Origin of the sequence: Paraburkholderia solitsugae (assembly GCF_013177695.1) — a bacterium.
Lineage (GTDB): Bacteria > Pseudomonadota > Gammaproteobacteria > Burkholderiales > Burkholderiaceae > Paraburkholderia > Paraburkholderia solitsugae.
In genome coordinates, this window is record NZ_WOEY01000066.1 from 1 (window position 1) to 18,465 (window position 18,465).

General features: G+C 62.1%; 18 protein-coding genes. 5 read left to right on the forward strand and 13 right to left on the reverse strand.

All coding sequences use genetic code 11. From position 1 onward, the window contains the following. Positions 1-164: 164 nt before the first annotated feature. The 3 genes from GNZ12_RS17005 to GNZ12_RS17015 all read right to left on the reverse strand — a co-directional run bounded on the left by GNZ12_RS17005 (position 165) and on the right by GNZ12_RS17015 (position 4,322). Positions 165-1,367: a porin gene (locus GNZ12_RS17005; protein WP_172311756.1), complete on the reverse strand. Its 1,203-nt coding sequence runs from the start codon at positions 1,365-1,367 to the stop codon at positions 165-167. 132 nt (positions 1,368-1,499) lie between these two features. Continuing rightward, complete coding sequence (locus GNZ12_RS17010) at positions 1,500-2,963, reverse strand: amidase family protein (protein ID WP_172311758.1); 1,464 nt, start codon at positions 2,961-2,963, stop codon at positions 1,500-1,502. Positions 2,964-3,008: 45 nt separating this feature from the next. Further along, complete coding sequence (locus tag GNZ12_RS17015; RefSeq protein WP_172311760.1) at positions 3,009-4,322, reverse strand: MFS transporter; 1,314 nt, start codon at positions 4,320-4,322, stop codon at positions 3,009-3,011. A gap of 354 nt (positions 4,323-4,676) precedes the next feature. Here GNZ12_RS17015 and GNZ12_RS17020 point away from each other — a divergent pair, with 354 nt between their 5' ends. Continuing rightward, entirely contained in the window at positions 4,677-5,609 is a 933-nt protein-coding gene (locus tag GNZ12_RS17020) for a LysR substrate-binding domain-containing protein (RefSeq protein WP_172311762.1), read from the forward strand. A 43-nt stretch (positions 5,610-5,652) separates the two neighbouring features. Here GNZ12_RS17020 and hpaC read toward each other — a convergent pair whose 3' ends face one another. Beyond that, on the reverse strand, positions 5,653-6,192 hold the full coding sequence (gene hpaC / locus GNZ12_RS17025) for a 4-hydroxyphenylacetate 3-monooxygenase, reductase component (protein WP_172311764.1): 540 nt from the start codon (positions 6,190-6,192) through the stop codon (positions 5,653-5,655). Positions 6,193-6,472: 280 nt separating this feature from the next. On the opposite strand from hpaC, the gene GNZ12_RS17030 reads away from it, so the two are divergent. Continuing rightward, complete coding sequence (locus GNZ12_RS17030) at positions 6,473-7,135, forward strand: response regulator transcription factor (protein WP_172311766.1); 663 nt, start codon at positions 6,473-6,475, stop codon at positions 7,133-7,135. A gap of 89 nt (positions 7,136-7,224) precedes the next feature. On the opposite strand, the gene GNZ12_RS17035 is transcribed toward GNZ12_RS17030, so the two are convergent. The 5 genes from GNZ12_RS17035 to GNZ12_RS17055 are packed head-to-tail and all read right to left on the reverse strand — an operon-like array spanning position 7,225 to position 11,260. After that, positions 7,225-7,968 (reverse strand): SDR family NAD(P)-dependent oxidoreductase, encoded by a 744-nt coding sequence (locus tag GNZ12_RS17035; RefSeq protein ID WP_172311768.1) that lies wholly within the window; start codon positions 7,966-7,968, stop codon positions 7,225-7,227. 36 nt (positions 7,969-8,004) lie between these two features. Next, positions 8,005-9,132 carry an amidase gene (locus GNZ12_RS17040; RefSeq protein ID WP_172311770.1) on the reverse strand — a complete coding sequence of 376 codons (1,128 nt, stop codon included), beginning with the start codon at positions 9,130-9,132 and terminating at the stop codon, positions 8,005-8,007. Beyond that, positions 9,129-9,644 carry a nuclear transport factor 2 family protein gene (locus GNZ12_RS17045; protein WP_172311772.1) on the reverse strand — a complete coding sequence of 172 codons (516 nt, stop codon included), beginning with the start codon at positions 9,642-9,644 and terminating at the stop codon, positions 9,129-9,131. Before GNZ12_RS17045 ends, GNZ12_RS17040 begins: the two co-directional genes overlap by 4 nt. A gap of 20 nt (positions 9,645-9,664) precedes the next feature. Then, the gene (locus GNZ12_RS17050) at positions 9,665-10,042 is read right to left on the reverse strand and encodes a hypothetical protein (RefSeq protein ID WP_172311774.1); all 378 of its coding nucleotides are present in this window, start codon (positions 10,040-10,042) and stop codon (positions 9,665-9,667) included. 48 nt (positions 10,043-10,090) lie between these two features. Then, positions 10,091-11,260 (reverse strand): acyl-CoA dehydrogenase family protein, encoded by a 1,170-nt coding sequence (locus tag GNZ12_RS17055; protein WP_172311776.1) that lies wholly within the window; start codon positions 11,258-11,260, stop codon positions 10,091-10,093. A gap of 251 nt (positions 11,261-11,511) precedes the next feature. On the opposite strand from GNZ12_RS17055, the gene GNZ12_RS17060 reads away from it, so the two are divergent. Beyond that, positions 11,512-13,014: a PAS domain-containing sensor histidine kinase gene (locus GNZ12_RS17060; protein ID WP_172311778.1), complete on the forward strand. Its 1,503-nt coding sequence runs from the start codon at positions 11,512-11,514 to the stop codon at positions 13,012-13,014. 7 nt (positions 13,015-13,021) lie between these two features. On the opposite strand, the gene GNZ12_RS17065 is transcribed toward GNZ12_RS17060, so the two are convergent. Genes GNZ12_RS17065 through GNZ12_RS17080 form a run of 4 tightly spaced genes read right to left on the reverse strand, consistent with a single transcriptional unit; the run spans position 13,022 to position 16,589 of the window. Then, entirely contained in the window at positions 13,022-14,338 is a 1,317-nt protein-coding gene (locus GNZ12_RS17065) for an MFS transporter (protein ID WP_172311780.1), read from the reverse strand. A gap of 38 nt (positions 14,339-14,376) precedes the next feature. Beyond that, positions 14,377-14,769, reverse strand: a complete 393-nt coding sequence (locus GNZ12_RS17070) for a tautomerase family protein (protein ID WP_172311782.1) — start codon at positions 14,767-14,769, stop codon at positions 14,377-14,379. A 39-nt stretch (positions 14,770-14,808) separates the two neighbouring features. Continuing rightward, on the reverse strand, positions 14,809-15,309 hold the full coding sequence (locus GNZ12_RS17075) for an aromatic-ring-hydroxylating dioxygenase subunit beta (RefSeq protein ID WP_172311784.1): 501 nt from the start codon (positions 15,307-15,309) through the stop codon (positions 14,809-14,811). Then, positions 15,306-16,589 carry an aromatic ring-hydroxylating oxygenase subunit alpha gene (locus tag GNZ12_RS17080; protein WP_172311786.1) on the reverse strand — a complete coding sequence of 428 codons (1,284 nt, stop codon included), beginning with the start codon at positions 16,587-16,589 and terminating at the stop codon, positions 15,306-15,308. The genes GNZ12_RS17075 and GNZ12_RS17080 overlap by 4 nt, the downstream gene beginning before the upstream one ends. Before the next feature lie 105 nt (positions 16,590-16,694). Between GNZ12_RS17080 and GNZ12_RS17085 the strand changes: the two genes are divergently transcribed. Together GNZ12_RS17085 and GNZ12_RS17090 are read left to right on the forward strand one after the other, a co-directional pair. After that, positions 16,695-17,615 (forward strand): LysR family transcriptional regulator, encoded by a 921-nt coding sequence (locus GNZ12_RS17085; protein WP_172311788.1) that lies wholly within the window; start codon positions 16,695-16,697, stop codon positions 17,613-17,615. A gap of 174 nt (positions 17,616-17,789) precedes the next feature. Beyond that, on the forward strand, positions 17,790-18,461 hold the full coding sequence (locus GNZ12_RS17090) for a GntR family transcriptional regulator (RefSeq protein ID WP_235993771.1): 672 nt from the start codon (positions 17,790-17,792) through the stop codon (positions 18,459-18,461). The last annotated feature ends 4 nt before the right edge of the window (positions 18,462-18,465 follow it).

Below are 18,465 nucleotides of genomic sequence, written 5' to 3' on the forward strand. Positions count from 1 at the left end.
GAACTGGCGGTTTGAGCCGCTTTCTTTTGCCTACTTTTCTTTGCGGCAGGCAAAGAAAAGTAGGTGCCTGCCCCGCACAGGGGCGACGCTAATAGTCCAATATCAAATCAAGGAAAGGCCAACGCCGTAGGCACACAGAAAAAAGCACCTCGCAGGCAAAAAAATCAAAACTTATGCCGCATCCCAATCCTCACAACAGCCTGCTTATCATCCGCCGACGCAGAAGGCCCATTGATAGCGGCGACGGCCTGTCTCCCAGTCGAATCCGTCCCAGAGGCCTTCTGATAAACCCCAATCAGATACACATCGGTACGCTTGGAAACAAAATAATCGATTCCCGAAGCGACCTGCTGATAAGTCGCCCCCGTCATACCCTTAACCGAACTCCCCTTCGTATAGTCATACGCCACGCCACACAGCAAATCAGGCGCGATCTGATACTTGAAGTTCACCTCCGCATTATTCAACGTAGCATTGCCGCTCAAACCAGCCGGATTCGGCCCCGAAGAAAGATCCCCAAGATCGCGAAAACTCGTATTCGAATAAGTCGCACCGAACGTGGCCGCACCGAAGAGATAGGACGCCCCAGCACCAATCACATGCAGTGACTTCGCCGATGCATACCCGGAATACACAGGCGACGCCATATTGCTCCCCGGCACGCCATTCACAGTAGCAGCAGGACTCCCCGTACTGCCGAAGAACGACGTATTCGGATTGGCGACGTCAAGATACCCCACACCAAGCGCCAACGGCCCATTCACATACCCCGCCGACACCGACCAGATCCGGTTGCGCGAAAAATCACCCGCGACACCGCCCAGGCTGTACATGCCTTCCACCGTCAAACCACCATACGTGTTGCTGGTGAACTTGACCGCGTTGTTCGTCGAGTTCGTATTATTGAAGTTGTCGAGATCGCCAGGATGCGCCGCCATATAGCCACCCCATTGATCACCCACCTCAAACGGGCCAAGAATATCGACGTTCGTGTCGTACTGACGGCCGAGTGTCACCGTGCCGAACGGCCCCGACAAGCCCACCCACGCCTTCTTGCCAAACAGCAGCCCCCCTTGGCCGAGCTTGCCGGTGCTGGCGTCGAAGCCGTTCTCCAGCATAAAGATCGCTTTCAAGCCGCCGCCAAGATCCTCCGTGCCGCGCATGCCCCAGCGGCTTTGCTGCATCACGCCGCTCAGCAGGCGAACCGCGCTGTGGCCCGAGACGCTGCCGTTGGCGTTGGCCGTCGCCGCATTACTCGTATAACTCACACCTTCATCAATAATGCCGTATAGCGTGACGGCACTCTGTGCATGCACCACTGCCGGAAAGGTAGCGGCGAGGCTGACTGCCAGTAGCGTTTTTTTCATGTGGTCTGACGCCCAAGTTAGAGAAAGTGCGAAAAGTGACGGACGTGTTCGCTCCCGCGAGCCACGCGTTGCTTGCCTGCAAGCAGCCGGCGGCGAAACCGGCTACTGGAAGAACCTCGGAGTGAGCAGCGTTTAATGGCGCCCAGTGATGATCGGCGGCCGCAAGGTGCCGTGCGCCGCGGCGGTCTCATAGGCGTGGCCGAATTGCAGCAGGCCCCAGTCGTCGCGAAAGCGTCCGGCGATCTGCAAGCCGATGGGCAAACCTGATGTGCTAAAACCGCACGGCAACGCAAGCACCGGCGATTCGGTCGAGGACAGATACCAGCAGATCCGCATCCAGTCGATGTACGAGTCATAACGCTTGCCCATGAATTCAGTGGGCCAGCGCAAGTCGGCATCGAAGGGCAGCATCTGTGTGGCGGGCAGCACGTAATACGCGTGGTTGTCCATGAAGCGGCGCATGCGCTCGAACAAGGCCGTCTTGCGCACGAACATATCGCCCAGATCCGCCGCGGATAACGAGCGATGCAAGCGGCACTCCGCTTCGATTTCCGGCTTCAGTTGGGCGCGTGCATCGGCATCGAACCGATCGACCAGGCTGCCAATCATCCACGCGCGCTCCATGCGGAACACGTCCTCCGCGTCGCCGAGGTCAGGGTCGGCGAATTCCACGTCGCAGCCCATTGCCTCGAATACGGCGGCCTGGGCCTGCACGGTACGCTGAATCTCGGGATCGACCGCAAGACCGGCGAGCTGGACCGACATGGCGATACGTGTGCCGCGAAAGTCGCGTTGCAACGGTTGTGCGAAGCGTGAACCCGGTTCGCTGATTTCGGTCGCGGTTTCGCCGGAGGGACCGGAGATCGCGCTAAGCAGCAAGGCGGTATCGGCGACATCGCGCGCCATCGGCCCATCTACGCCGAGCGTCGCCCAGCCGTTCAAATCCGGTGCGCGCGGTATGCGCCCCGGCGACGGACGTAAGCCGACCACCGCATTCCACGCGGCAGGATTACGCAGCGAACCACCCATGTCGCTGCCGCAAGCAAGCGGATTCATCCCGCACGCAACGGAGGCGGCGGCGCCGCCGCTGCTCCCGCCGGCCGATTTGCTCAGGTCCCACGGGTTGAGTGTGACGCCAAACACGTCGTTGAAGGTATGCGAACCGGCGCCGAATTCAGGGGTGTTCGATTTGCCGATCATCAGCGCACCCGCGGCATCGCAGCGACGCGCGATTAGCGCGCTATGCTCGGGTACGTGATGCTCGAACGTTTTCGAACCGAATGTGGTGCGTACGCCGCGCGTCGCGGTCAGGTCCTTCTGCGAAACAGGCAAGCCGTGCAGCGGACCTTGCCAGACGTCGCGCGCCCATAACTTGTCGATCTCGGCGGCACGGCTGCGTAGGGTGGATTCGTCGGCGATCGTCACCAGGGCGTTGACCTGCGGGTTCACGGCCTCGATGCGTGAGAGGTGCGCATTCAGAATTTCGACGGCGCTCACTTCTCTCTTGCGCTGAAGATCGAGTAGTGTGCGAGCGGACAGGTCGCAGAGTTCGCTGTTCGCAGCGAGCCGTGTATCGGCGTGAAGAGTGTCTGACATGAGAATTTCGTGGTGTTAAAGAGTGGATGACGCTTGTGCGGCGGCCTAGATGTCTTGACGCGTGCGGTCGACCACGAATAGCAGCGCGACCAGCGAGAGCACCCCGCAGACGATCACGTACCATGCGGGCGCGGCGGGATTCCCGGTCGCCTGAATCAGCCACGTCACGATGAATTGCGCAAAGCCGCCGAAGATCGACACGCCTGCTGCGTACGCAAGCGACAGCCCCGTTGCGCGCGTGCTGCGTGGGAACATCTCCGGCAGCATCGCGCCGTTCGCGCCTGCGTTGACGGAGTGCAGCGCTGCGAGTGCGCAGACCACCAGATACAAGGTGCTGACCGAAGGCGAATGCTGGATCAGATAGAACCCCGGCAGAATGAGCACGGTCAGAAGCACGCGCGAGATGAAGGCAACGCGTTTGCGGCCGTACGTGTCGGACCAGATGCCACCCACCGGCGACATCACCAGCATCACTGCGCCTGCGAGAATCCCGCACCAGAGCGCGGCATCCATCGGCAAATGCAGCACCTTGATCGCATACGTCGACATGTAATAGATCACGATGAAATGCGCCGACGTGCCGCCGACCACCAGAAAAAGTGCGACCAGGACGAAGCGCCAATCGCGCTGCAGAACAGTTTGCAGCACGCCGGCGGAGTCGCGCGCGGCATCGGCAGGCGCATCCGTTTCGCCCCCCAGACGCGAGCGCAGATAAAGGCCGAGAGGCGCGATCAGCACGCCGGCAAGAAACGGAATGCGCCATCCCCAGGCTTCAAGCGAAGCCTTGTCGAGGAAGTGTGACAGCAGGAAACCGACCAGCGAGCCAGCCAGCGCCGCCGCGCCCTGGCTCGCGAACTGCCAGCTCGTGATGTAGCCGCGTCGCGTGGAAGAGGCGCGTTCCGCGAGCAGGGTGGTCGCGACGCCGACTTCGCCGCCGGCGGAAAAGCCTTGCAGCAAACGCGCGGCGACGATCGCGAGCGGCGCCGCGATGCCGATTTGCGCATAGGTGGGCATCACGCCGATGAGGCCGGTGCCGACCGCCATCGTTACGAGCGTGAGATTCATCGCGGCGAGGCGGCCGAAGCGGTCTGCCAGCACCCCGAACAGCACACCGCCGAGCGGCCGTGCGATGAAACCGATGCCGAACGTGCCGACCGAGAGTAAGAGTTGCTGCTGCGATGAAGCGAGCGGGAAGAACAGCTTGCCGAGCAGCACGGCAAAGAAGCTGTAGACGGTGAGATCGAAGAATTCGAATGCGTTGCCGATCGTCGTTGCAACGATCAGCCCGCGGGTCGAGGCGCCATGCCTCGCGCTCTGACTGGCATCGTGCAACGTAGAACTGAGTGAAGGTGACTTCATGAACGGGATTCCTCTGGGGGTGAATCAATCCGTGATGCTTCGGTATCGTTTCGAGACCGCTTCAAGATCGGTTCGAGAGCGCGTTGATCGAGCGGAGCGCCTTCAATGACGACGACAGGAAAAGTCTAGGGAGTCAAAAAGGCGTTCTGAATTTGCTTTTTCTTATTGTGATAACGCTGGGTTATCGCACCCGGCTGGGGCTGGGATTGCCGTCGCGGCGGGCCGCGCGGCAATGGGTATTTGGGAGCATGGCCGGGGGTTTTCTCGCGGTGTACCATCGATTCAAGCCGTCAGCCTCTGCCTGACGCCGACCGTGGTCCCCCTTTCTCTAACCGTTTAACCGACCGCTCACCCGTGAAATACAACCAGTTGCGCGCTTTAGTGGCGATTGCCCAGCACGGCAGCATTCGCGCCGCGGCCAAAACGGTGTGTCTGTCCCAGCCCGCGTTGACCAAGGCGATTCGTGAGCTTGAACAGGAGTTGGGCGTGCCATTGGTGTCACGCAGCGCGCGCGGCGCGCAACTCACGCAGTTCGGCCAGGCCGTGTGTGCGCGTGCGAAGCTCATCCTCGCGGAGATGCAGCATGCGAAGGACGATGTGATCCAGCTGTCCGGTCAGGCGGGCGGTACCGTGTCGTGTGCGGTCACGCCGCTGGTGTCGCTGAAGTTTCTGTCGCGCGCGATTCACTCGTTCCGGCAGCGCATGCCGAAGACGCGACTCTCGGTTCAGGAGGGGTTTCTGACGGCGGCGTTGGCCCGGCTGCGCGATGGCTCGCTCGACTTTGTGATAGCGATCGTCGATGAAAAAAAGCTTGCGCCGGAATTCGTGTTCCGCTCATTGCTCGAAGGCGAGTTGATTATCTCCGCGCGTAAGGGACACGCGTTGGCCCATGCGGAATCGATCGCGGATCTGGAAGGTGCGGATTGGATGCTGAACACCACGCCGGAAAGCATCGGTCAGTCGCTTCAGGATTTTTTCGTGCGGCATGGGGCAAGCGCACCGCATGTGGTCGTGGAGTGCAGCTCGTTCAGTGCCAGCTTTTCGCTGTCGGTGAATAGCAATCTGCTGTCGTGCTGTCCGAGGAGTTTTCTGGAAACAGACTGGATTCGCGAGCGGATCGTTTCGATACCGGTGCGTGAAACATTGCCGTGCGTGTCGGTCGGCATCATCTCGCGGCGTGACGCATTGAATACGTCGGCCTGCGATTATCTGATCGACTGTTTCGTCGAAGCCGTCGCGGCTGTGCCGCAGTTTCAGTTCGATACCGATAGCGCGGGCGTGGTTTAAACGGGCCCTGTGCTGCGGCCGCCCTCAATTGCGCCTGTCGCGCTCAATGCGATGCCGAGCGCTTGATGCGGTGGAAGTTGCGATCGAAGTAGATCAAGCCATCGCCGTCAGTGCGCACGCTGATGCAGGTGGTTTTGACGAACATCACCGAGTGCGAGCCCACTTCCTTCAGATCGACGATCTCGCCCTGCAGACTCGCGAGTGCGTCGCGCAATACCGGCACACCGTGCGTGCCGTCATCCCAGATTGGCCAGCCAAAGCGTTCTTCCATCGGCACCTGCGTCATGCCCGCGAAGTGGCGCGCGAGCAATTCGTGCTCGCCGGGCAACACGTTGATGCACACGTAGCGGTTGCGCTCGAAGGTGGCATGCATCGCGCTCGAACGATTCAGACAGACAAGCAAGGTGGGCGGCGTATCCGTGACGGAGCACACGGCGCTCGCGGTGACGCCGCAGCGCCCGTGCGGGCCGGCTGTCGTGATGACGTTCACGGCCGCCGATAGATGCGCCATGGCCTGACGGAATTGCTGTTTTGCCGTCGCATCGGTGTCGGATGCGGGGATCGATTGCTGGTTCGGCTTCATGTTCTGGGTTCCTGGGGGCGCGGTAGGGATCTGGATTCAAGCGTAATCAATTGACGTAGGGAAAAAAATCCGCGCGAGCGGTGAACGTAGGGCCGTCTTTCCCAATCCGTCTAAAGCTTTCCCCAATGCGTGTCTGAACGACAAGCCTATGAAGACCATTAATCCGCGCTACAGGGTAACTATCGCTTTGCAGCGCTTTTTCCACTGGTTATCATGAGCCGGCAAGACGCTTCGAATCGCACATTCCCCGAACCGCTCCGGCTTACTCCGCGCTTACTCCATGTCCCACTCGCCTCAGTCCGCACCGTCGCTCGCACCGATCGTCTATATCGTCGACGACGACAACGGCATGCGCACGTCGCTTGCGTGGCTGCTCGAATCGGTCGGTGTGAAGTCGGCGGGCTTCGCCAATGCAAATGAATTTCTGAACGCCTTTGATCCCGGCGTGCCCGCCTGTCTCGTGCTCGATGTGCGGATGCCGGAGCAAAGCGGCTTCGACGTGCAAGCGCAGCTGAACCGTCAAGGTGCAACGCTGCCGATCATTTTCGTCAGTGGTCACGGCGACATTCCCATGTCGGTACGCGCCTTGCAGAACGGTGCGATCGATTTCGTCGAGAAGCCGTATAACTCGCAGCAGATGCTTGACCGCGTGCAGCGTGCGTTGAAACTCGCCATGCAACGTCACGCCGCCAATCAGAAGCAGCGCGAGTTGAAGAAGCGCCTGGAATCGCTGACGGCACGCGAAAAAGAAGTGCTGCGCGGCGTGATCGACGGCAAGGGCAGCAAGCGCATCGCCTCTGATCTGTCGATCAGTGTGAAGACCGTCGACGTGCATCGTGCAAGCATCAAAGACAAGCTCGGCGCGGCGTCGATCGCCATGCTGGTGCGCGACGTGATGGCGGTGTGGGATCAGGATGCGTCCGCGAACGGAGTGCCTCGTTGAGGCACACCGCTGCGTGAGCATTGCCGCTGGCGCATTCCACGCGTGCGACGAATCTCACGCATGCGACCTACCACGGCTGCGTCGTACACTTAACGCATGAACAGCCCACCGTTCACATCCCAGCACGCGCCGTTCGCAAAGTAAGCGTTCTCCGCTGCCAGCATCACCGCGACATCGGCGACATAATCCGCGGAGCCCAGACGTCCTGCCGGAATGTTGGCGATGACCGCCTTCAGCTTGTCGGCCGCGACGCTCTCGTGCACGATCGGCAGGTCCATCGGCCCGGGCGAAATCGCGTTGACGGTCACGCCGGCTGCGCCGAGGTCGCGCGCGAACACCTTGGTCAACGTGACGACGCCGCCTTTGGCCGCGGCATAGTGTGCGCCGGTGGCCGATCCGCCATTCTGTCCCGCCAGCGAGGCGATGTTGACGATGCGGCCGGCGCCGGCATCGGCGAAATACTGGCCGAACACCTGGCAGCCGAACAGCACGCTGCGCAGATTGACGTTGATCACCTGATCGAACTGCTCGGCGGTGATCTCCATGACGGGTACGACTTTGGATGCGCCCGCATTGTTGATCAAGGCGTCGATGCGGCCCCAGCGTTGCAGGATCGCATCGCGTGCGGCTTCGAATGAAGTCTTGGAGGTGACGTCGAGATTCAGCGCGAAGGCGCTCGAGCCATCGGCGTTCAGGTCGCGGGCGACGGCTTGTGCGGCATCGAACGCGATGTCGCCGATGGCTACCGCATAGCCCGCTGCATGAAAGCGTGTGGCAATCGCGGCGCCGAGACCACGTGCCGCGCCGGTGACGAGTACGACTCTTTTCTGCATTGCTTCTACTCCGTGAGAAAACTGCTGCCGCCTACTTTAAGCGGCAAGTGCTGCTTCGAAGTGCGCCGCGATCGCGCAGACCTGTTCATCCGCACCTCTGCGCCCGACGATCTGCAAGCCCGCCTTGAGCGGCGAGCCGTCGATCGGCAAGGGCAAGCTCAGTGCCGGATGGCCGCTCAGATTGAACGGCCGGATCAACGACGACATGGCGATGACCGACGTGCCGCCGCGTGCTTCGTCGAGTGTGATCGGCAGCGCGGGTAGTGTGGGGAGAATCAGTACGTCCACGCTTTCAAGCGCATGATCGACGGCCGCAGTGAATTGCTTGCGTACCGACTCTGCCGCATCGCATTGCGCCGCAGTTGTTTTCGCAGCGGCGCGCAGCCGGGCGTCGAGATCGGCCCCGAGCTTGCCGGTTGCCACCAGGTGACCGAAAGCACGGGAGGTTTCGGCGTTGATGATCGAGACGCCTGCTTCGAAGGCAGCGGCAAGGCCAGCGAGGTTCACCGTGCGCGCAGTGCCGTCGGCCTGGCGTACCGCGCGCGTAACGGCTTTGAGGATTTCCGGCGTTGCGTCCACCTGCACGATACCGACGTTCCACGCGCCTGTTTGTGGCGCATGGGCTGCACGCATGTCGAAGTCGCCGGTGATCGCCTGCATGACAGCAACGATTGTCTGCATGTCGCGCGCGAACGGCCCGACACAGTCGAGCGTCGATTCACGCGGTGCAACGCCGCGCCGGGAGACGCGCCCGCAAGTCGGCTTCAAACCGATCACGCCGCAACACGCAGCGGGGCCGCGAATCGAACCGCCGGTGTCCGTGCCGAGCGCGGCATCGGCAAGCTTCAAGCCAACGGCCGCGGCCGAACCGCTCGACGAGCCGCCGGGAATACGCGAGGCGTCCTGCGGATTTTGCGGTGTGCCGGTGTAGTCGTTGATACCGGTCATGCCGAACGCCAGTTCGTGCATATTCGCTTTGCCGACGATGTGCCAGCCGGCATCGAGCAATCGTTCCACGACTTCCGCGTGCTGGACGGCAGGGTGTGTGTCCGCCAACGCGCGGCTCGCGGCGGTGGTCGCGTAGCCGGCGATGTCGATCGTGTCCTTGATCGCGATGGTCGGACCTGTTCCGCCTAGCGACAAGGCCTGGATAAACTCGTTCATGGGTTCAGTTTCCTTGCATTGACTTGCCAGGGTGCATCGAAAAGGCGCTCGGTGCGAAAGTGCGTGATGAGCCAGTCGCGGCCATTGCCGGCGGGCGCGAAATCAACGTCGAGGCGCGCCGAGATCAGTTCCGCTTGCGCGTCGACATAGCCGGATGCTTGTAGCATGATCCAGCGGCCTTTCGCGGTCGCGCCATGCACATCGATAGTTTCCGACGTGAGGAAGTGCACGTTAACCGAGAAATGCGATGACGGCGGCAAGTAGCGCGTGAGCATCGCGAGAATGTCCGCGTGACCGGTGAGGCGGCCGAACTTGCTTGCGTACTGTGGGCCAATGCCTTCCCAGATCGCGTCGGGGGTAAAGAGGGCCGCGAGCGTTTCGCCTTCGAGTGCGCCTGAGGGCACGTCGCACAGTGCCATGTAGCGTGCCATCGTGCGGCGCACCGCGGATTCGGCTTCGAGAGCGGCGAGCCGTTCGACCAACATGGCAAGCGTATCCGGGGTCTCGTTCATCACGTCATGCTCCGGCCGGCTCAAGCCGCGTTGGCATGTTGCGGCGGCACTTCCAGCGCGCGGCCGACGCGCGCTTCGATCTTGCCGTAGCGCCACAGGTTGTACTCGCCGACCGGCGTGGTGCGATACAGATTGCACACCGCCACGGCGGTATCGAAGTCGCGCACATCGGCCATGATGTAGAAGGTCCACGGCGAGTTGTCGGCATTGCCGACGGTGAGACGATCATCGTCCATGATGCCGAGCACGCTGACGCCGTCCATCGATTCGACCGCAGCCAGCATCTTGCCGTAGGCCTGCCAGACTTCGCCGATTTTCTCGCGCGGCAAGTCGAAAAAATTCTGCGTCACACCGCAGCAGAACAGAACGCGCAAGGGCAGCTTCTGGTTATCGGACATCGTGTGGTTCTCCATGAAATCGGTTAAAGGCCAAAGACAGAAAATGACTTACAGGTAGCCTGGAATCGGCGGCACGCCGACGAACACCGCACCGGCGCCGTCGAAGTTGCCTTCGCCGAGAAACGCGTGCTGGGTGACCACCATCGAGTCCCGCAGCAGGCGCTGCAACGGATGCGTGCGGTAGATCGCCATCGTGCCGCCGAGCCGATAGGCGCGCTGCACGACGTCGGCGCCCTCGCGGGCGATCTGTGTCGCGGCGAGGCGCAGCAGGCTGATCTGCTCCGGCGTAACGGGGTTGCCGGCAAGGATCGATTGCCAGACTGTGTCGGTGGTGTCGTAGAAGAACGCGCGGGCCGAGCGCAGTTGCGCTTCGGCCTTCGCCAGTTCGATCCGGTAGTACGCACGGTCGGCGAGTTGCGGCGCGCCGGTCGTCGTCTTGCGGCCGCCGGCCATCTGGTTGGCGACATCGAGCGCCGCGCGGGCGAGGCCGAGGTTTACCACGGCCAGTACTTGCGCCGCGTAGGCGATAGTCGGGTAGCGATACAGCGGTTCGTCCACGCACGGTTCGCCGCCGCGCACGAAGGTCCAGTCGTCGGCGACAAACTGATCGGTGACGCGCAGATCGTGACTGCCGGTGCCTTGCATACCGACCACGTCCCAGTTTTCGACGATCTCGACCTGATGCGGGCGGAACACGGCCGTGCGTGGTTTGCCGGGCACGCCAGGGGCGCTGGTAGCGATTCCTACGCCGAGCCAATCCGCGCCTTTGCAGCCGCTCGCGAATTTCCAGGTGCCATTCACACGCCAGCCGCCGTCGGCAGGCTGCGCGGGTTGCACGGGGAAGAGGCCGCCTGCAAACACCTGATCGGGACCGTCGGCGTAGATATGCGCCTGCGTCGCCAGAGGCAAGGCCGCGAGATACACGTTCGCCGAGCCGAAACTCGCGACCCACGCGGCCGAACCATCCGCTACCGCGATGCGTTCGATCATGTCGAGAAACGCGGTAGGCGCGAGCGCATCGCCGCCGAAACGCCGTGGTGTCGCCGCGCGATACACGCCCGCGAGCTTGAGCTTGGCGATGACTTCACGCGGCACATGTGACAGGCGATCGAACTCTTCGCGCCGTGCGGCGATTTCGGTGATGACGTCGGCGAGCGGCAAACGCGTGGTGTCGCGGCTGGCGTCTGCGACGGCGGTGTCGGTGGCGGTGTCTGACATGGCGGGGCATCTCCTTGATTCGTTATCGGCTGAAACACGGGGCACGATTCGGTCGCGGGCGACAGAGCAGGCGACGACGCGTGCAGGGTGAGACCAGTCTAGAAATGCAAAAAGAACGCTTCAATTGGGACGGGGGATGCGTTTTTAGGTAACGCGCCGGGGGTATCTAAAGAAATCTTCAGACGCGAATCGCGCCGACTGGTGTTATGTTCTTTCCCATACGTGATCGAATTTTTCCCGTGCCTCGCCCGATGAATTTCCCCGCCGAAGAAGATTTCCACCGCCTGCTCGATGCACTGACGCTGTGCGTGCTGCTGCACGACGCCGAAACGAAGGCGATCGTGTGGGCCAATCGCGCGGCCTGCGAAGCGCTCGGCTTTACGCTTGAAGAATTGCTGCCGCTCAAGGCGAAAGACATGACCCGTCCGGTGCCGAAGTACCGGCGCGAGATCGGCGTCGGCGCAATGGACCGCGCGATCACCGAAGGCCCGCAGGTCTACGAGTGGTGTTACCGCTCGCGCACGGGGGCTGACATGCTGTCCGAGGCCATTGCCACCTACGTGCCGCTGCGCGAGCGCGCGGTGGTGATGGTGCAGTTCCGCGACATCAGCGTCGAAGACACGCTCAAGCAGACGCTGCGGCGCTACGAGTCGCGGCTGCGCGAGTTCATGCAGGATCTCGGTGAGGGCGTCGCCGTACTGACACCCGCAGGCGAAGTGGAATTCGTCAGCGAATCCGGCCGGCGCGTGCTGGGTCTGGAGGAGGGCGCGGCGATGGGCGACGTGCTCGACTATTGCGGCGAGTCTGATCGCGACCGCCTGCTTGAACAACTCGCCAGCGCACCGCGCATCCAGCCTTCGGCGCCGCAGCGTTATCGCATCACGCGCCGCGACGGTACGCCGGGCTGGCTGCGCATCACGTGCAGAAGAATCGAAATCGAAGACGACCTCAACGGCCGCCTGCTGCACTTTCGCGACATCACGGACGAAGTCGCCGTCGAAGAGGCACGCCGTAATGAGGCGCGGCTGTTGGAATACGCGGGGCGCTACAACGCGATGGGCGAAATGGCGACCGCCATTGCGCACGAATTGAGCCAGCCGCTCGCCGCGGTGCGCAATTTCATCGAAGGCGCGATCCGGCGGCTCGCGCAACCCGGTTCCGTCGACGACGCGTTGTGGGGCCTGCGCAGCGCCGATCGTCAGGCCGAGCATGCGGCCGTTATCATCAAAAGCGTGCGCGATTACGTTGTCAAACGTGAGCCGAGCGAGACGGATGCGGATTTGCGCGACATCATTGCGGACGCAGCGTACTTCATCGAATTGCGCGCCAAAGAGGCGGGGATTCGGGTCTCCATCGAGCAGGCATCGGAAGCCTTGCCGGTGCATTGCGAACGTGTGTTGATTGGCCAGGTCGTCCTGAATCTGGCGTTCAATGCGATCGAGGCGTTGACGGAATGCACGATGGGGTACACCAATACGGCGGCACGACGCGGTGAATTGCGCCTTGTCACCCGTTTGCGGGGCAAGTATGCACTCGTGCAGATCATCGATAACGGCACAGGCGTGCCCGCCGACGCGCATGGCCGGCTGTTCGACGGGTTTTCGTCGTCGAAGGCGGCCGGCAATGGCATCGGCTTGTCGCTGTGCAAAAACATCGTCACGCGGCACGGTGGCGAGATCTGGGCCAAGCCGGCACCACAGGGTGGGCTCCAATGCAGTTTTACGCTGCCACTCGCAGTCACGCCTCGCCGCTGATCGCATCTCAATCGTGCGTCGTGTTGATGTTCTTCGGAATGGTCGCGAGCGTGATCGCGGTGATGAGGCCGAAACCGATCAGCATCAGCGCAACCGACCACGACGCATGCACCTTCGAATACAGCGCGATAGCGACCAGCGGCGCGAGTCCACCGGAAAATACCGACGCAATTTCGTGGCCCAGCGCCATGCCCGAATAGCGGACCTCGGTAGGAAAGAGTTCGCCCATCAACGCGGGCTGCGTGCCGATCATCGCGCCGTGGCAGAAGGGCAAGCCTAGTGCGAGCGACAGGAACACGAGCAGCGGTTCATGCGTGTCGATCAACCAGAACGCCGGAAATGCGATCACGACGAGACCAAGCGCGCCGATCATATACACCGGCCGGCGTCCGATCACATCCGATAGGCGGCCCCACAGCACGATCGTGACGAGTTCGATCAGCATGGCGATCATCACGCCGCCGAGCATCACCGAAACCGGCACGCCGATCGTCTTGCCGTACACCAGCACGAACGACAGGAAGATGTACGTGCCGCCGTTTTCGGCGACACGCAGGCCCATTGCCTGCAACACCTGCTTCGGGTGATTGCGCAGCACGGTCAGCACGGGCATGTGCTTCGGTTTGGCCGCGGCGAAGTCGCGGCTCTCAGGCAAGCTCCGGCGAATATACACACCGACGCCGAAAATCAGCACGCTCGCGAGGAACGGCACGCGCCAACCCCAGGACATGAAACTTTCCACCGGCAGCCGCTGTACCAGATAAAAAGCGGCCGCGGACAACACGAAGCCGCCTGCCACACCCAACTGACTGAACGACGCGTAGTAGCCGCGACGATTGGCGGGTGCGCTCTCGCTAATGAGCAGCACGCCGCCGCCCCATTCGCCGCCGGATGCAATGCCTTGCACGATCCGCAAACAGACGAGCGCGGCCGGCGCCAGAAAACCGATTTGCGAGAAAGTCGGCAACAGACCGATGCCGAACGTCGCCACGCCCATCATCATCAGTGTCACGACAAGCGCGCGCTTGCGGCCGTGCCGGTCGCCGATGTGGCCGAATACGATGCCGCCCAGCGGCCGCGCTAGAAACCCTATCGCGAAGCCCGCGAAGGCGGCGAGGGTGCCCATCAGCGGGTCGCCGTGCAGCGGGAAGAACAACGGACCGAAGATCAGGGCCGCCGCCGTGCCGTACAGAAAAAAGTCGTACCACTCGAGTGCGTTGCCGAGTACGGAGGCGACGATGATCCGCCGCAGTGTCCGCGAGGTCGCTGGCGCCGCGGGGATGGCGGGCGATCCGGTCGTGGAAGAAAGCGTGTCGTGGGGCATCGTCGTGCTCGCTGGTTCGCTTGTGGGGGGAAGGGACGCTAGCGCCCGAGTGACTTCGCTGTCTGGCCGCCGATGCCGAAGTCGGTATTCGGAATGTCCTTGATCATCACGCGGGCGGCGTCGAGCGGCGAGTCGAGCATAGAGGCACTCGTTTCACTGAGCGCGGCGATCAGCGCGGTCTTTTGCGCGAGCGTGCGGCCTGCAATCAGGATCGCGACGATCACCAGCAGCGATGCGCGGCTGCCTGCGTGATCCGCCGGGCTCTTGCCGCCGAGGCCGAAATCGTGCGGCGGCAATTCGCTCAGCAGAATCCGCACTGATTCAGCGGGTGCGCCGATCGCATCGACCGTGGCCTGAGTCAGACCGGCAATCAGGTGTGCTTTACGCGCTTCCGGGTGACCGGCTGGGAGATAAACCTCTAGTGTGGGCATCGTTTTGCTTCGCTGGTATCGTCGTCAATCACGGGTCTACTACAACAGGAACCCGATGGCGCTGAGCGCCTCGGTCGAATCGATCAGGCGGATCACCTTCTGCACGATGCGCGGCTCGCCGCTCGCGAAACTGATGCGATGCGTGAGATCTGCCGCGAACAGGGTCGACTTGGCCCGCTTGTACGCGACGATGACTTGCGCCGAGTTCACCTCGACCTCATCGCTCGTATCGCTCGTCAGGGTGAAACGCGAGACCGTGCGTACGGTGCGGGCGGCGTCGCTTGCCGAGGCCGAATAGCCCGACGTCATGCGTTGCACGCGTTTCTCACGCATGTCCTGATCGTCGTACGCGTAGTTCAGCGTGGCGGCGAAGTCGGTGGTATCGGGATCGATCGGCACCACGTAGAAGCCTGCCGGGTCCCACAGCGAAAGCCACTCGCGATAATCTTTGCGGTCCAGCAATTCGGCTTCGCGCCAGATCAGTTCGATCGCGCCGGCAAAGGTCTGCTGCGAGAACAGCGTGTTCCTGTTGTCCATCATGCTTGCTCCATCATCGTGCGCCATTGCGCGTACGCTTCGCGCATGCCGGTTTCGTCGGTGGCGTGGGCGGTTTTTTCGCCGTTCGGCGCCGTGCTCTCGCGATTCAGCCCGCGGTTGACGAGGATCGGCAGATCGGGGCCGGCATGCGAGCCGCGTTGCACGCGTTCCCATGCTTCGGCATCATCCGGGCTGCCAAATCCGAACGGACCCTGGAAGTGTTCGTGGATGCGCAGGCGCACGCGGTTCGCTTCGTCGGGGCCGCCATCCATGGCAAGGGCGACGTGACGGATTTCCGTCTCATTGGCTGAGATGGGCCGCAGCACGCGGAAAAATGCCATCGACAGCGCAAGGTTCGGAAACAGATTCAGGTTGAAGCCAACCCCCATCAGCGAACGCACGATGCGGCGCACTTCGTCAGGCGTGTGTTTTTTCGCGAGCGTGGCGGCAAGTTCTTCGAAGCGCTCGGGGATCGGCGCGCCATCGTCCTTGTCGAGATCGACGAGTTCCGGCACCAGCACGGCGAGGCTATGGCCGTTGCCGAGCGAGCGGCAGAACGCTTCGTCGCTCGTCATGAAGCTCGTGATTGCGGCGGCGGTTTCGTCGTCGATCGATTTCATCCACGATTTGTGGACGACCGGGAAGTGATACAGGTCGGTGGTGTTTTCGAGCTGGATCTTCCAGTTGCCGTTGAAGCGGAAGCGATGCTCGCCGTTCGCCTTGATCGGATAGCCCGCGCCTTGCTTCATGAACAGGTTGATCCACGGCTTGGCGCCGCCGAGGAAGCCTTCGAGCGGCTCGATCTCCTGATTGAAGCTCGCGAAGATCAGACCTTGATAGATGCCCACCCGCAGACTAGCGAGCGGTAACTCGGTCTTGTCGATCACGCCTTCATAACCGTCGCCGTAGGGCAGCGCGCGCAATGCGCCATCAAGCCCATAGGTCCAGCTGTGATACGGACACGTGAAGCCTTTCGCATTGCCCTTGTGCTGCTCGCACACGGTCGCGCCGCGATGGCGGCAGCGGTTTTGCAGCACGTTGACGGCGCCGCTCTTGTCGCGCACTACGATCACCGGCTGGCGGCCGATCGTGGTGGTGCGGAAGTCGCCCGGATTGGGCAATTCGCTTTCGTGCGCGACCCAGATCCACGTCTTGTAGAAAATGCGTTCGAGTTCGGTTTCGAAAACCGCCGGGTCGTAGTACAGCGACGGGGCGACGCGGTCGGACTGCGCGCGCTGATACAAGGCGCTCGTGTCGACGGTCTGATATGAGGAATCGCTCATCGTGTTTGTAGGTGGGGTGGTCGATGAAGCAGAGTCTCGCGGATCGACTGATATGCGTCAAATTGATCTAAAATAAAATATAAAATCAATTCCATGGATATCTCGATGAATTCGCTAGACCACGTCGACCTCAATCTGCTGCGCGTTTTCCAGGCGATCGTCGAAGAGCGCAGCCTCACACGGGCCGGCCAGCGGCTTGCGTTGTCGCAGCCGGCGATCAGTTACTCGCTAGGGCGTTTGCGGACCTTGTTCGACGATCCGCTGTTTATTCGCACGCGCGCCGGCATGCAGCCCACGCCGATCGCGCTCGAACTGTCGAGCATCGTCGCGCGGGCGCTGGATACGGTGCGGGAAGCGCTGCGTTACGCGGAGCACTTCGATCCGGCCGTGAGCACGCGTACGTTCAGGTTGTCGCTCTCCGATGCCGGCGAGTTGGCGTACTTGCCGCCGATTTGTGAGGCCTTGCACCAGCAGGCGCCGCGCGTGAAATTGCGTATCGAGCCTCTGCCGGTCGAAGCAATCGAAGATGCGTTGCGCGCGAGCCGGCTCGATTTCGCGATCGGCAATCTGCCGACGCTGACCGCGCGCACGCGCCATCAACTGTTGTTCGAGGAGACTTACGTTTGCATGACGCGCAAGCGGCGTGGCTTGCCACGTACGAAAGAGTTGAGCATGAAGACGTTTGTGGACGCGTCGCACGTGCAGATCACCTCGGTCGAGCACAGCCACTACGCGCTCGACGACGCGTTTCGCGCGCAAGGTGTCGGCCGGCATATTGCGCTGGAATTACCGCACTTCGTGGCCTTGCCGAGCGTGCTGGCCGTCACTGATCTATTCGCGACGCTGCCGCGGCGTCTCGCGCAGATTTTCAATCGCGACGGCGGTTTTCAACTCTACGCGTTGCCTGTCACGTTGCCGATGGCGGCCGTCACGATGCATTGGCACGAGCATTTCGATCAGGACGAGGGCAACGTGTGGTTGCGCAATCTGATGGGGGATATCGTGCGGCGGTTCGACGAGCGGTAAGACGGGCCCGAGGTCTGACCGGGATTCATCGGGTGCGTCGGCGAATTTGCCCGCAACGTGACACTTCCCCCGGCCCCCAGGAGAATCCCCAGGCCGATCACCGAAACAACTTGGCATACAATGAGTCCATCAAACGGCTGAAAAACGCCTCAATCACTGGATGATACGACAACATTGCATACAATCACCGAAATTTCCCCCAGCCGATTTTCCAGTGAAGACGTGTACGCCGCGCTGAAACAAGCGCTGGGCGACAGTCAGTACGCCCCGGGCGAATACCTGCGCGAAGCCCAGATCGCCAAGTCGATGGGGGTGAGCCGGACACCGGTGCGCGAAGCGCTGCAACGCCTCGCTTCCGAGGGCTGGCTGGAGATCAAGCCGAACTATGGCGCACGCGTTAAGCACTGGTCGACACGCGACGTCGAGGAGATTTTCGAGGCGCGGCTGCTGGTCGAGCCGTATCTGGCGGGCCGGGCGGCCCTGCGCATTACGCCGGAGGACATCGGCACGCTGGTCGAACTGGCCGAGCGGATGAGCGTCATCGCGGCACGCGAGGCGACACCCGAGACCACCGAACAATGGTTTGCCGCGAACGGCACCTTTCACGCCATCGTGACGGCAGCGGCCGGCAACGTGCGGTTGGATAACGCGCTCAAGTCCATGAAGGAGATGCCCCTGATCAAGTGGACGTTCGACACGTATGGCGCCGAAGATCGCCGGCGCAGTGCCCGCCAGCACTTCGAGATCGTCGAGGCGCTTGAACAACGCAACCAGGCTTGGACCGAAGCCATCACACGCTGCCACATCCTTGCGGCAGAGCAATCGGTACTGGCGAAGATGAAATAGCGGC

Coding starts and splice junctions, on each gene's coding strand:
- GNZ12_RS17055 (WP_172311776.1), bottom strand. CDS start 11,260: ATGTCAGACACCGCCACCGACACCGCCGTCGCAGACGCCAGCCGCGAC.
- GNZ12_RS17040 (WP_172311770.1), bottom strand. CDS start 9,132: ATGAACGAGTTTATCCAGGCCTTGTCGCTAGGCGGAACAGGTCCGACC.
- GNZ12_RS17035 (WP_172311768.1), bottom strand. CDS start 7,968: ATGCAGAAAAGAGTCGTACTCGTCACCGGCGCGGCACGTGGTCTCGGC.
- GNZ12_RS17085 (WP_172311788.1), top strand. CDS start 16,695: ATGAATTCGCTAGACCACGTCGACCTCAATCTGCTGCGCGTTTTCCAG.
- hpaC (WP_172311764.1), bottom strand. CDS start 6,192: ATGAAGCCGAACCAGCAATCGATCCCCGCATCCGACACCGATGCGACG.
- GNZ12_RS17075 (WP_172311784.1), bottom strand. CDS start 15,309: ATGATGGACAACAGGAACACGCTGTTCTCGCAGCAGACCTTTGCCGGC.
- GNZ12_RS17015 (WP_172311760.1), bottom strand. CDS start 4,322: ATGAAGTCACCTTCACTCAGTTCTACGTTGCACGATGCCAGTCAGAGC.
- GNZ12_RS17065 (WP_172311780.1), bottom strand. CDS start 14,338: ATGCCCCACGACACGCTTTCTTCCACGACCGGATCGCCCGCCATCCCC.
- GNZ12_RS17045 (WP_172311772.1), bottom strand. CDS start 9,644: ATGAACGAGACCCCGGATACGCTTGCCATGTTGGTCGAACGGCTCGCC.
- GNZ12_RS17030 (WP_172311766.1), top strand. CDS start 6,473: ATGTCCCACTCGCCTCAGTCCGCACCGTCGCTCGCACCGATCGTCTAT.
- GNZ12_RS17010 (WP_172311758.1), bottom strand. CDS start 2,963: ATGTCAGACACTCTTCACGCCGATACACGGCTCGCTGCGAACAGCGAA.
- GNZ12_RS17005 (WP_172311756.1), bottom strand. CDS start 1,367: ATGAAAAAAACGCTACTGGCAGTCAGCCTCGCCGCTACCTTTCCGGCA.
- GNZ12_RS17080 (WP_172311786.1), bottom strand. CDS start 16,589: ATGAGCGATTCCTCATATCAGACCGTCGACACGAGCGCCTTGTATCAG.
- GNZ12_RS17070 (WP_172311782.1), bottom strand. CDS start 14,769: ATGCCCACACTAGAGGTTTATCTCCCAGCCGGTCACCCGGAAGCGCGT.
- GNZ12_RS17050 (WP_172311774.1), bottom strand. CDS start 10,042: ATGTCCGATAACCAGAAGCTGCCCTTGCGCGTTCTGTTCTGCTGCGGT.
- GNZ12_RS17060 (WP_172311778.1), top strand. CDS start 11,512: ATGAATTTCCCCGCCGAAGAAGATTTCCACCGCCTGCTCGATGCACTG.